Here is a 13359-nt window from a genome sequence, read left to right as displayed (position 1 = left end):
CGAACGATAGAAATCGCCAAGAAGTTCAAGCTGATAAGGACTAAAGGTCATGTCACTCTTTTTCATCTTTTATTCATTTTAGTTGATACTTATAGTAGTCAACCAAATCCAGGGTAAGACAAAATATATTAGTCAAACCTTGTTAGCTTGTTAAGGTTACTATGCTATGGCTTAATGCAGGCGGCATACATTAAGTTATATATGGCATAAACAACGCATATTCACGCTGAAAATGGAGTTTTTAACACATGCAGATAATGCTTCTGAATAGTCTGTTTTATAGTTGTTAATCAGCGTGTTAATCCTGTTTCTTATTAAAAGCAGGTGATAATAGAAACCAGAAAAAGTTCTATTATCACCTTATTATCACCACCTATTATCACCATTACTGCCTTAATAATAAGGAGCTTATCCTTTAAAAGTGACAAGTGACAATAACAAAGTGTTTTATTAACTCTAGTGAGAGACGGTTGGAAGCCTAAGGGCATTTTTCAGCCATTGCATACAGCGCATGACGAAAGATTCGTGATGCAGGTTTTTGGTTTGTTCTTCTATCTGTATTTCCATCTTTCGCTGCAATTCTTCCAGCAATGCTTTTCTTGTTTTCCGTATTATTTCCTGTTCTTTTTCATGTGTTATTTCTTGTTCGTCCTTCGAATGCCTTTTCTGATTATCCCGAAGCATGTCAAGTTGGTCGTGCAATATTTTGTTTTTCAACTGCAACCTTTGGCATAATTCATCATAATCCCGTATTTTATGTTCTAATATATCCCGTTCCATTTTTAGCCGGAGATTGACAGACTCTTTGGCTGTAAACGCTCCGTTATTAATCTTGCGTCGCAATTCGCATACGATAGAACGGAATTCTATTGCTATTTCTTCCGGTGTTTGCTTGTGAAAGTCAGCCAGACGTTTTAGCTTGTGTCCTTTTACGATGGAGCAGAAGATGCTACGCCTTTTGTTATCTATAATTTGCAGTGCCAATGCTTTAACGACTATCGGGTAGAGGTTGAAACATTCGCTCTGCAAGCGGATGTAGAATTCTGCTTCTTCATATTTGAGCATCTCGTTCCTGATAGCTTTATCCATATTCCGGATGAGCTTTTCGTGATTGGTTCTTTTAAGTGCCAGTGTTTCTTCTAAATCCATATCGCTTTCGTTGTTTTGATTGTCTTCTAAAAACGACTGGGCGTCCATGCACTCTCCTTAAAAAAAGGATGTGGGGTTGGGGTAAAAAAAGGAAAGGCACGGACGCTGTTGTCGTTTCACTATCCACACATAGGTGTTGGCTAGACCCTATCAAGAATAGTGATAAACAACAGACATCCATGCCAATTTTATATATAGGGATTCTATATAACAATTAGCATGGAATATCTGTTGCATCACTTCTCCTTGATTTTAAAAGTAAGCCAACTTTATGTGCGAAGAAGTAATACGTTTATATTCCAATATTTATAAAAAACACCTTTCTCCTACATTCACGTCACGCTGACGGGGAGAAAGGTGTATGCAAAGATAAGTGTTTATTCTGAAATCTCAACGAAAAGCGGGGATTTCTTCACATACGACTATCTCCATGCCACGATAGACGACCATTATTTTGTGGAGCGTCGTTGTGCCGATGGCTTTTTGTACTGTTTCGCTGGCGGCATAGCTGAATCGGATTCAAGCAAGTATCCTGCTTCGAGAAGGAAAAATTAAAGTTTGGCCGTTGGCTGGATGTGGTGGATTATGAGTTATTGATTTAGTTTTCTGGTGACTTATCATTCATTTTTTCTTCAAGTAGTTTGAGTAGTTCGTTGCAAGCAGTATCCATGTATTCTTTGCCTTCTTCAGCCAAAACATCCGGATTATAAGACAGTTTCACAGAATCGGATGTGATGTCACAGCTTATTTCACATCCATCTGATAAGTATTGAATATAAATACAGAATGGGAAATCAAAAGTATTATCGCCTGCATATCGGCAATGATTAAAATGAAAAGTTACTGCATCATATTTTAGCTTAAAGTAGTCAACCTGAGATTTCTTGGATAAACGTATGATATCCTCTACAAAGCTATACTCTTTTGACTTAGTATATAAAATGTGTGACTGGATAATTGGCTCATCAGGATTGGGTGTATTTATTTTTCTAGCCATGTTCCAAGTGGGAGTGTTGGTTATAAATGTTCTGTCAAATAGCTTTTGGAGTCCACTGATCTTTTGCTCCACATAAACGGCCAATTCAAAAAAAGCACTTCTTGCCTGTTCTACGGAACGACTGCTTTTTTCGATAGCTTTATCTGAGTATCTACGCTGTAACATCGCTATTTTCTTATCGAAATCACCTTCTTCCTCTATGCTTTCTCCCTTGGCGGCTTTGATTGCGAGTGTCAGACTGCGTATCAAGCAACTGCTCAAATAGTTGACGAATGGTAATATATCATTCAAAGTGGCATTAGCACCATCTGAAGGGGTTAATCCTGCTTCTACATCACATTGATGGAGGATGTTCAGATAGTTGGATTTATCTTCGGAGTGAATAACGATCATCGGATATCCATAACGGTGCAGCACAAAGTTTACTAATAAACGGGCAATGCGTCCGTTGCCATCTTCGAAGGGATGAATGCGGATATAACGGTAATGAAGCAACGCCGCCAATTCAACAGGAGTCAGTATTCCTTTGTCTGCTTCCAGGTTGTACCAGTCTACCAAACTCGTCATAAATGCCGGAGTTTCTTCGGGCGAAGCATAACTGAAAACTTCTCCTGTTGCGGTCAGTACGGAATTGGGGCGTGATTTATATTCGCCTACTTTTATCTGCATACGGATGTCTTGTCCGTCGGGTGTTTTGGCGTTCTTCCAATAGTCCTGCACAAGGATGGTACGGTTCAACTCGCGAATAAAACTTTCAGTCAGCGGACGTTCTTTGTCTTGCGCCTCTTGCTTTATCATTTCCAGTCCTACGTTGTGAGCTTTCATCTCTTCATAATCTTTCAAGCTGGCATTACCCGAAGTTTCACCGAACATTAATAATAGTTTTGTTTGTCCGTATGTCAGTGTATTTCCTTCCAAGTGGTTAGAGTTATAATTAAACTCTAACTTGAATTTATCATTCCAACGTTTCAGGTCCTCAGGCTTAAGAGGCTGAAGCGATTTCCATTCGCTATATAATTGTTTTATATTACTTATTCCCATTTATATATGTGGGGCTGTGCCCATTTTTTTGTTTAGATACAAAAATAGGAAACTTTCTTTATATGCCAATCCCTTGAACGATATTTATTTGGAGATTGGCTATGGCATCTTCTTTTGCAACTTTGTTGCACGAATCATTCGCTACCTTTGCAGCAGATAAAAAAGAAAGAATGATTATGGGACATTGTAGTTGTTGCGCACATACACACGAATGTGCACCCGAAAAACATATTGAAAAGAAAGAATCAATATTCGCTGAATATTGGAAAGTGGGACTTTCATTTATCCTGTTGATAAGTGGAATCATCATGAACGCTCTGGAGTTACCTTTCTTCCGTGAAGGATATTTCTCTCTGATATGGTATGTCGTGGCTTATCTTCCGGTCGGCCTGCCCGTTATGAAAGAGGCTTGGGAGAGTATGAAGGATAAGGACTATTTCAGTGAGTTTACGCTGATGTTTGTAGCTACGCTTGGAGCGTTTTATATCGGTGAATATCCGGAGGGAGTAGCGGTGATGTTGTTTTACTCCGTCGGAGAACTGTTTCAGGAAAAGGCTGTTGATAAGGCGAAGCGTAATATCGGAGCTCTGCTGGATGTCCGTCCGGAAGAAGCGGCAGTAGTCAGAGATGGACGTGTCATTATTGAGAATCCTCAAAACGTAAAAGTAGGAGAAACAATTGAAATAAAGACAGGAGGAAGAGTTCCTTTGGATGGAATGATGCTCAATGAGGTAGCTGCTTTCAATACGGCGGCATTGACAGGTGAGAGTGTGCCCCGAAGTATCCGGATGGGTGAGGAAGTACTTGCCGGAATGATTGTTACCGATAAAGTAATCCGTATCAAGGTGATCAGACCTTTTGATAAAAGTGCTCTTGCCCGTATTCTGGAACTTGTTCAGAATGCCTCCGAACGCAAAGCACCGGCAGAACTGTTTATCCGTAAATTTGCCCGTGTTTATACTCCGATTGTGATAGGGCTGGCGGTTCTGATTGTTTTACTGCCGTTTATTTATTCCTTGATCACTCCCCAGTTCTTATTTACTTTTAATGACTGGCTGTACAGGGCTTTGGTCTTTCTTGTGATTTCATGCCCGTGCGCTTTGGTGGTCAGTATTCCGTTAGGATACTTCGGAGGCATCGGGGCAGCTTCCCGGTTGGGAATTTTATTTAAAGGTGGAAATTATCTGGATGCTGTTACGAAGATTAATACAGTCGTGTTTGATAAGACGGGAACCCTTACTAAAGGTACGTTTGAAGTGCAGTCTTGTAACTGTGAATCCGGTGTATCCGAAGAAGAATTAATCCGGATGATAGCCTCGGTAGAAAGCAGCAGTACACATCCCATTGCTAAGGCTGTGGTGAATTATGCCGGACGGCGGGATATCGAGCTTTCCTCTGTAACCGACAGTAAGGAGTATGCAGGTCTCGGACTGGAAGCTGCCGTAAATGGAATTCAGGTTTTGGCAGGTAATGGGCGTTTGCTTTCAAAATTTCAGATAGAATATCCGCCCGAACTTCTTTCCATTACAGATACGATCGTTGTCTGTGCGATAGGAAACAAGTATGCCGGTTATCTGCTATTATCCGACAGTCTGAAAGAGGATGCAAAGATCGCCATTCAGAACCTGAAAGCATTGGGAATTCAAAACATTCAGATATTATCCGGTGATAAACAAAGTATTGTTAGTAACTTTGCAGAGAAGCTGGGTATTTCGGAAGCCTATGGTGATCTGCTCCCCGATGGGAAAGTGAAGCATTTGGAAGAATTGCGCCAACATACGGAGAACCAGGTTGCCTTTGTGGGCGACGGCATGAATGATGCTCCGGTACTGGCTTTAAGTAATGTAGGTATTGCCATGGGCGGACTAGGCAGTGATGCGGCTATTGAAACGGCTGATGTGGTGATACAGACCGACCAGCCTTCCAAAGTGGCTGAAGCGATAAAGGTAGGAAAACTGACGCGAAGGATTGTATGGCAGAATATTTCACTGGCGTTTGGTGTGAAACTGCTGGTACTGATTTTGGGAGCCGGTGGACTGGCTACACTTTGGGAAGCTGTTTTCGCCGATGTTGGTGTAGCACTGATTGCTATCATGAATGCCGTAAGGATACAGAAAATGATAAAATAAAAGAATATGGAAGAAAAAGTTTATCTGGATAAGTTGGCAAAAAGAGACATCAAGCCGACGGCTATCAGACTTCTCATATTGAAAAGTATGATGGAAGCGGGGCGTGCCGTGTCTCAGCTTGATCTTGAAACGTTGCTGGATACGGTTGATAAATCGACTATATCCCGTACAATCACGCTTTTTTTGTCTCATCATCTGATACATAGCATAGACGACGGAAGCGGTTCGTGGAAGTATGCCGTTTGCGATGATTCCTGCAACTGTGTCCTGAAAGACTTGCATTCACATTTTTATTGCGAGAAATGCCATCGGACATTTTGTTTGGAAAAGATTCATATTCCGGTTATCGACTTACCGAAAGGATTCACTTTGCATAGTGTGAATTATGTAGTAAAGGGAGTGTGTGCGGAGTGCTCAAAAGTGTAGGATTAATTGCAGACAAGCAGTAATGGTAAAAGAAAAACACCGGAACTCGAACGGAAAAATATCGTTGAGTTCCGGTGTTTATTATATTAATGATACTGGTTAGTCAATATTGGGATTCAGAGAATGCCAGTCTTTGATTGCCGGGATGATCCCCATTTCAATCACTTCATCGCGAAGTTTGCACAGATGTTCGTAGCTCTTTTCCAGTTCTTCCTGTTCGGAAGGAGATCCGGCCACTTCTTTGTAAGTAACGCCATCTTTCGTAATGGAAGTTTCCATAGCCATCATGATGTGGTCGAACTTACCATTGGAAACATAAGTACCGGCAGGCCAGCGGAACGGTTGTCCACCCATTGCGGCAGCGATCATTTCGATAGAAAGATAAGCCGGGCTTTGGAAAGAAGAACGGCCACGAAGATCGATGATATGTTTGCCACCCTGTATGACACGTACTTTTAATGCTTCCCATTCTGTCAGCGGAAGACGGGTAGTTCCGATGAAATCAGTCAGCGGTTCGCCTTTTACTTTGGTAGTTGAGGCGAATACGGCCATCTGTTCTCCATGTCCGCCATACGTACGGCAGTTTTGAATGTCGGAAGCGGGAATATGGAAATATTTCACCAGTTCATTCTGTAGACGGGTGCTGTCCAGTGCTGCCAGTGTAGAAACCTGGGATGGTTTCAGACCGGAATATAGCAGTGTGATCAATCCTGTGATATCAGCAGGGTTAAAGATGACAACGATATGTTTTACATTCGGACAGTATTGGCGGACATCTTTACCGAACTGAGCGGCAATTTCAGCATTTCCTTTCAACAAGTCTTCACGGGTCATGCCTGCTTTGCGGGCTGCACCACCGGAAGATACGATATAAGAGGCTCCTGTCAATGCTTCTTTAATATCGGAAGTATAAGTCAGATTCACGCCTTCGAAACCGCAGTGATATAATTCTTCTGCCACGCCTTCCAGAGCGGGTGCGAAAGGATCATATAGACAAATATTCGGAGTGAGTTTCATCATCATAGCTGTTTGAGCCATATTGGAGCCGATCATTCCGGCTGCTCCTACAATCGTAAGTTTCTCGTTGGTTAAAAATTCCATAATTATATATGTTTAAAGATGAATAATCTGTTCTTGCTTATTACCGCTACAAAGATAACGACTTAATCGGATGATTGTTCATTGAAAATAGTTTTGTTTGATAACAAAAAGTTATATTTATTCAAAGAACAAGAGGGCCAGTTACGTGAACTGAACCCTCTCTTCCTCTTTTTACCCCTCGTGTAAACAATTAGGCTACCACTTTAAAAAGATTCTTTTCTCCTGACTGGCTGTCCGGTGCTACCCAGAGGGCGAAATCTCCCGGTTCTACCGTCTTTACCATATCGATATTCCAGAAAGCGAGTTCACTGATGGGAAGTTCGAAAGATACAGTTTTCTTCTCACCCGGTTTTAAAGTGACACGGGTGAAGCGTTTCAGTTCTTTTACCGGACGGGTGACGGAGCCTATCATGTCTTGTACGTACAGTTGGGCGACTTCCGTTCCTTCGTACTTGCCTGTATTTTCCAGATCGAAGGTGACTGTCAATACGTCGTCTTTCTTCAAATTGTCGGAAGACAATTTCACATTACCGTACTGGAAGGTAGTGTAAGACAGACCGTAACCGAACGGAAACAAAGGATCGAAACCTGCATCCATATAGAATGAGGTACAGCCGAGTGAAGTCTGACCTGCTTCGAGGGCAATGTCGTCTATCAGTACTTCGCTTCTCGTAGCGGGACGTCCCGTATTATTGTGAGCATAATAAACAGGAATCTGACCGACCATTTTGGGGAATGTGACAGGTGTCTTCCCGCTCGGAACAGCCTTTCCAAAAAGCAGGTCTGCCAAAGCAGGACCGCCCATGGTGCCCGGATGGAATGAATAGAGCAGGGCTGAAGAAAGTTCCGTTTCCTTTCCGATAGTCAGCGGACGTCCTGCCACGACAATCGTTACCACTGGTTTACCGGTTTTGGCAAGGGCGGAGATCAGTTCGCTTTGCGCGCCTTGCAGGTTCAGGTCTGCCAGGCAGTGCGCCTCACCGGAAAGGATGGCTTCTTCACCTACAAAAGCGAGTATGACGTCGGCACGTGCAGCGGCAGCAGCGGCTTTAGCCACACCTGCTATGTTTTTGTCACGGCTGTATGTCAGCCCGGGTTCATAAATGATTTGCACTTTGTCGTCTGCCAGTTCTTTGATTGCGGTCAGCGGAGTCATTGTATGGGATTTTTCGCCATCAAATACCCAGGTGCCCAACTGGTCGTATGGTGCGTTTGCCATTGGACCTACTATGGCGATTGTTTTTACAGAAGATTGTAGCGGAAGCGTTTCATGATCGTTCTTCAATAAGATAGCAGACTCTGTGGCTGCCTGTTTGGCGGCTTCCAGATGAGAAGGAGCGTATAGGACATTGGCTTTCTCATCCACGTAAGGGTTTTCAAACAGTCCCAGACGATATTTGATTCGAAGAATATTACGCACGGCGTTATCTATCTCCGCTTCTTTGACTTTGCCTTCTTTTATCAGCCCCGGCAGCTCCTTGACAAATGTGTTGCCCACCATTTCCATATCTACTCCGGCATTCACCGCTTTCATCGCTACCTCTTTAGAGTCAGCGGCAAAGCCGTGAGCGATCATTTCGGTAGAAGAAGCCCAGTCGGTAACCACCAGTCCGTCAAATCCCCATTCGGAACGGAGTACATCTTTCAGAATGAACGAATTGCCTGTGGAGGGTACTCCGTCATTATCGTTGAAGGAGGTCATGAATGTTGCTGCCCCTGCTTTGGAAGCGGCTTCGAACGGTGGAAGGTAGACGTTGCGTAAACGACGTTCCGGAATGAAGGTCGAGTTGTAATCCCTTCCGCCTTCCGCCGCACCGTAACCTACAAAGTGTTTCGGGCAGGAAGCAATCGAGGTGGGACTGTTCAGGGAGTCGCCTTGAAAACCTTTCACCATGGCTACTCCCATAACGGTAGTCAGATAGGTGTCTTCACCGCATCCTTCCGCCATACGTCCCCAACGAGGATCACGGGCGATATCGATCATGGGGGCGAATGTCCAGCGGATACCTACGGATGAGGCTTCGATGGCCGCTACGCGTGCGCCGTCTTCAGCCACTTGCGGGTTGAACGATGCCGCCTGTCCCAACGGGATGGGGAAGATGGTCTTGAAACCATGAATAACGTCACGTGCCATCAGCAAAGGGATGCTGAGGCGGGACTCCTCGATGGCAACGCGTTGCAGCGCATTGATGCGTACCGGGTCAGTTTCATTCAATATAGAGCCGGCACCGCCTTGTTTTATCAATCCGCTCATGTCTTCAATATTGCCGTAAGAGGTGATTTGGTTCATCTGTCCCAGTTTCTCTTCCAGTGTCATTTTGGACAACAGAGCTTCTACTTTCTTCTCTATCGCTGTGTCGCCTTTGTCATTCGTCACTTGCGTACAGGAAACGAATGGCAGGAGGAAAAGGCACGCGGAGAAAATCTTTATTACTTTCATACCTATCAAATATTATTTTTTTTGAAATACACGTACATAGTCGATCTCGTAAGTTGCGGGAAGGGCCGACTCATCCACCCCTTGTGCACCACCCCAGTCTCCGCCCCATGCGAGATTCAGCTTCAGATAGAAAGGGGCGTTGAATGGCCAGGTGTTCCTGTTGTTGGCCTTGTCATTGTCGAAGCGGAAAAGTTGCTTTCCGTCCACGAAGGTGCGGATGAAGTCTTCCGTCCACTCCAAAGCATAGACATGAAACTCGGTCTGTGCGGTAGGCAGGAATGTCTCGCCGGTCTTTTGCGTACCGATGGAGTGGTGGTAGGCTTTACAATGGATCGCTGAGGACACGTAGTTTGCATTATAGCCTACTTCCTCCATGATATCAATTTCTCCGTCGTCCGGCCAGGCCGTATAGTTCTTCGGCATCATCCAGAAGGCGGGCCATGTTCCTTTTCCCTTGGGCAGTTTCAGACGGGCTTCAAAATAACCGTATTTCCAGCTTTCTTTGGTGTTCATACGGATGGAATAAACCGTTTCGCCTATCTTCTTGGCGATAATGCTGAGGATGCCGTCTTTTATGGCAGCGAGTTGTTCGTTGCCTTGATTGCCGGCTACATAATGCTGCAATTCATTATTTCCCCATCCGTTTCCTCCTGTTTCATAATACCATTGGTCGAGATCGGGTTGAGTTCCTTTGTTGAACTCTTCGTTCCACACCAGTCTGTATCCTTCGGGCACGGTAATGTCCGGATCGGCCGACGGTTCCGGTCGGGCTGCCTGTGTCACAGGGATGGAAGTGCGTGCGGCTCCGGCTTTCACCACTACCTTTCCCTCGCGGGACTGGTAGGTGGTGTTTGCTTTAACCGTGACTTCAACTGTTCCCTGGCTGCCGTTATCAGTTATCTTGCAACTGATCCAATCTTTGCAGGCGTCGTCGCTGAAAGCGGTCCACTCCAGTCCCGAGTTTATTGTGGCGCTGGTGACGAGACCTTCGTGAGTGGCTGAAAGCTGGGCGGGCGATACGTCGATTACGGCAACTTCTGTTTCTTCATTGTCACTGCCACAGGACAGAACGCTTAATAAACAGACGAAGATTGAAAGTATTGTCATTGGTTTCATGCTTTTGTTTGATTAATCTTTATGCTTTTGCAAAATGATGTCTTTGATTATTACTTCCGTATTGGCAGGATTGCCTCCGAAGTCAAACACCAGTTTCGCCTGGGTGATGTCTACTCCCTTGGCATTGATAACTTTGGCGGTTACATCTTCTCCCGCAGTGAGTTTTACATCTTCTAGCAGGAAAACAAAGATATTGTCATTATCTCCGCCTCCTACCTGAACGAGTTTGATGGTGGCGGAACTGATGTCGTTAGATGCGTTCAGTATCACACGGAAGTCATAGTTCTCCTCTGCCGAGGCGGTAAGTGCGTCACTGATGAAAGTAACTTGGTTCTGCCACTTTTCATTGGTTGCCGTGGGGAAGTTGAGTGTGTACGTTGCCCCGTCGATATTGAGTGCCGGGTTGGCAATCGGATTCCAACCGGGAGCATAATAAAATTCATTGGTGAATGTAACGCTGTGCCACAGGTTGTCTTCACTGTCTACCGCACTCCATGTCGGTTCCGGAGTCTCTTCTTGTTCGGGTACTATGGTTCCGTCATCGTTGGCGTGATCTTTCAGTACGATGCTTTCTATTGTCATCACTGTTCCTGCTGCATTGCCTCCAAAGTCGAAGACGAGGTTCAGGTTGGCGATGTCAAGCCCCGGCATATTGCTTTTCCAGAAACAGACCGGCTCGTTGGCAACCAGTGGCGTTTTGCCTTCGAAATAGTAGATTTTATCTTCTGTGGCATCAACCAGCTTCACCGTCACATTCGGATGGTCGATTGTAGAAGTCAGGATGACGGAGAAATCGTAATTCTTTCCGGCATCGGTTGCGATGTTCGTCTTTATCGGCATTTGTGCCTGCCAGGTCTCACTGGTTGCTTCGGGCAGTGTTACTGTGTATGTACCGTTAACCAGTGAGTAGGCCGGGTCCGCAATCTGACTCCATCCCGGTGCATACCAGAATGTTGGTTCACTGATTGTGGCAGTCCGCCATATATTGAAATTGCTTTCTGGGTCGAAGCCACCGAAGCCCGTCATGATGGTTTTGTCGATATGGAAGTTTCGGGTGATTGCTCTGTCGCTTACTCCATTCGAGTTGGCTATTTTCACTTCTACACTGTAATCACCGGCCTTGCGGTAATATTTCGTCATGTTGAATGAAGAAGAATAGTTTTTGCCGTCAATAATCCATATCGGCATTACTCCCTTTTGTCCCTGAAAAGAGAAAGTCACATAATTGGTTTCCTGATTCACGTCGATGCGGATACAGCCTTCGTAGTCCGATACCACCGGAATGCCGGCTTCGTTGGGTGATGTGAAGCTTTCGGGCGAGCAGGCCGTGATGTTAAGAATAAGGGTGAGCATCAGCAATGCTCCGCTGATTTGTTTATATATTTTTTTCATAATTCCTCTTTTTAAGTACATTAATAATTGTTCTGAACTAAGGTACCTTTGGCTGCGTCGATTTCTTTCTGTGGGATAGGTAGATATTTCTTGCTTGACGACCAGCTGTTTGTACGATAACCATACGCATCGGGAACCAGTACACTGGCAGCTTTGCCTGTACGGATTAAATCCCAGTAACGTTTGCCTTCGCCCACGAATTCAAGATGACGTTCTTCGATAATGTTGTCGAGTGTAGGTTCTATTTCGGTTACCAGTCCGGCACGTTTGTGCACGAGGTTCAGATACTTCTTGGCATCACCCTGACCGGCGCCGCGTGTGATCAGTTCGGCAGCATTGAGCAGTGTTTCCGAGTAACGGTAAATGCGTAGATTGTTGTTCCAGTTCAGCTCCGAACTTGACTTCTGGTCTTTGTTGTTGCCGGTGATGGCAGCATATTTTTCAAGGAAGAAGCCGGTGTCCTGATAGCGTGTGGTGTATGACAGTTTATCGCCTGGGTGTTCCGCATTATGAGCGTCAAGCACGGCTTGTGCATTCCAGCAAGTGGCGTTGCGGCGGGTGTCGTTATTGGAATAGCGCTCGTAGGTTTCTTTACGTACCGGGCAGAATCCCCAGCCACGGTCGTGATTGTCTGTTCCATTAGGCCAGATATACGGACTGATGAGTGTCGGCAGGGCAGTTCCTCCGGCAACGAGGGGACTTCCCCAGTCGCGTACGGCATTATCGTCTTTGTAATTGATCTCGAAGATGGATTCGATACTCCATTCACCGGTTTCCTTGAAAATATCGGTGTAGTCCGGCATCAGGTCATATTGAGGGCTGCTGATGATTTCTTCCATGTATTTTAAAGCGGTGGAATAGCGTGAATCGTCATTCTGATACATCACGATTTCGGCATAAAGCATATATACCATTGCTAAGGTTACACGACCATAGTTTTCGGAATCTTCTCTCATCGGGAGTACGTTGAGCTGAATTACTTCTTCAAGACTGGTGACCATCTTTTCATATAGCTGGTCGGCAGTCAGTTGCTCTGCAACATACGGAGCGGTCAGGTTCTTGTCGAAATAAGGAACATTGCCCCAGAATTTCCACACCCAGTTGTAGTAGAATACGCGCAGGACGATGACCTGAGCTTCGTAATAGGCGCGATTGGCGTCGGTTACATCGGTTGCCCAGTCCAGATAGGTTATTACGTCGTTGCAACGCTTCACACCGCTATATGCACATTTCCACAGACCGTAGATCATATTGGTGGGAATGGCTTCAAAGTTCATCATCAAGTGCCACGGCTGGTTGTCGGTTTTACTGTCACCACCCACCCAAAGGTCGTCTGCCATGATATCGCTCATCAGATTGACAGGATTATATTCGTCGAATGCCCAGTCCGGCCAGTGCAAAGGGTCATAAGCAGCTACTACGGCTTCTTGAATGTGTTCGTCAGTGGTGAAGTAAGTGTCTATTGTTTCGTCCGTAGGAGATGAAACTTCCAGAAAGGAGTCAGCGCATCCGGTGGTTAGAAGAACGGATGCCATCAGGCATACTGCTATGTATTTATATTTTTTCAT

9 protein-coding genes and 1 pseudogene are annotated in these 13359 nt (G+C 45.0%); 3 read left to right on the top strand and 7 right to left on the bottom strand.

Annotated elements, in window-relative coordinates:
* Positions 1-456 precede the first annotated feature (456 nt).
* Entirely contained in the window at positions 457-1149 is a 693-nt protein-coding gene (locus NBH01_RS21200) for a hypothetical protein (RefSeq protein WP_055230051.1), read from the bottom strand.
* A 512-nt stretch (positions 1150-1661) separates the two neighbouring features.
* Between NBH01_RS21200 and NBH01_RS21195 the strand changes: the two are divergent.
* A pseudogene (locus tag NBH01_RS21195) lies at positions 1662-1751 on the top strand (GNAT family N-acetyltransferase); the annotation flags it as partial.
* Here NBH01_RS21195 and NBH01_RS21190 read toward each other — a convergent pair.
* Positions 1748-3187 carry a Fic family protein gene (locus tag NBH01_RS21190; RefSeq protein WP_008765160.1) on the bottom strand — a complete coding sequence of 480 codons (1440 nt, stop codon included), beginning with the start codon at positions 3185-3187 and terminating at the stop codon, positions 1748-1750. The pseudogene NBH01_RS21195 and the gene NBH01_RS21190 overlap by 4 nt on opposite strands.
* 176 nt (positions 3188-3363) lie before the next feature.
* On the opposite strand from NBH01_RS21190, the gene NBH01_RS21185 reads away from it, so the two are divergent.
* Both NBH01_RS21185 and NBH01_RS21180 read left to right on the top strand, forming a co-directional pair.
* Positions 3364-5316 (top strand): heavy metal translocating P-type ATPase, encoded by a 1953-nt coding sequence (locus NBH01_RS21185; protein ID WP_032850776.1) that lies wholly within the window; start codon positions 3364-3366, stop codon positions 5314-5316.
* 6 nt (positions 5317-5322) lie between these two features.
* A complete protein-coding gene (locus tag NBH01_RS21180; RefSeq protein ID WP_008763608.1) occupies positions 5323-5742 on the top strand; it encodes a Fur family transcriptional regulator in 420 nt (139 codons plus the stop codon).
* A 99-nt stretch (positions 5743-5841) separates the two neighbouring features.
* Here the strand turns inward: NBH01_RS21180 and NBH01_RS21175 are convergent, their stop codons facing one another.
* The 5 genes from NBH01_RS21175 to NBH01_RS21155 all read right to left on the bottom strand — a co-directional run bounded on the left by NBH01_RS21175 (position 5842) and on the right by NBH01_RS21155 (position 13359).
* Positions 5842-6843, bottom strand: coding sequence for a malate dehydrogenase (locus tag NBH01_RS21175; RefSeq protein ID WP_008763609.1), 1002 nt, complete (start codon positions 6841-6843; stop codon positions 5842-5844).
* A gap of 190 nt (positions 6844-7033) precedes the next feature.
* Positions 7034-9283 carry a beta-glucosidase BglX gene (gene bglX, locus NBH01_RS21170; RefSeq protein WP_225680162.1) on the bottom strand — a complete coding sequence of 750 codons (2250 nt, stop codon included), beginning with the start codon at positions 9281-9283 and terminating at the stop codon, positions 7034-7036.
* 12 nt (positions 9284-9295) lie between these two features.
* Entirely contained in the window at positions 9296-10399 is a 1104-nt protein-coding gene (locus NBH01_RS21165; protein ID WP_072066679.1) for a family 16 glycosylhydrolase, read from the bottom strand.
* Between the two features lie 12 nt (positions 10400-10411).
* On the bottom strand, positions 10412-11791 hold the full coding sequence (locus NBH01_RS21160) for a hypothetical protein (RefSeq protein WP_074859166.1): 1380 nt from the start codon (positions 11789-11791) through the stop codon (positions 10412-10414).
* 20 nt (positions 11792-11811) lie between these two features.
* Positions 11812-13359, bottom strand: a complete 1548-nt coding sequence (locus NBH01_RS21155; protein WP_055300426.1) for a RagB/SusD family nutrient uptake outer membrane protein — start codon at positions 13357-13359, stop codon at positions 11812-11814.

Origin of the sequence: Bacteroides sp. B1-V-101, from assembly GCF_023656585.1 — a bacterium.
Lineage (GTDB): Bacteria > Bacteroidota > Bacteroidia > Bacteroidales > Bacteroidaceae > Bacteroides > Bacteroides thetaiotaomicron.
The sequence above is the reverse complement of the archived record's forward strand: the minus strand, read 5'-3'. Positions and strand labels throughout refer to the sequence as shown.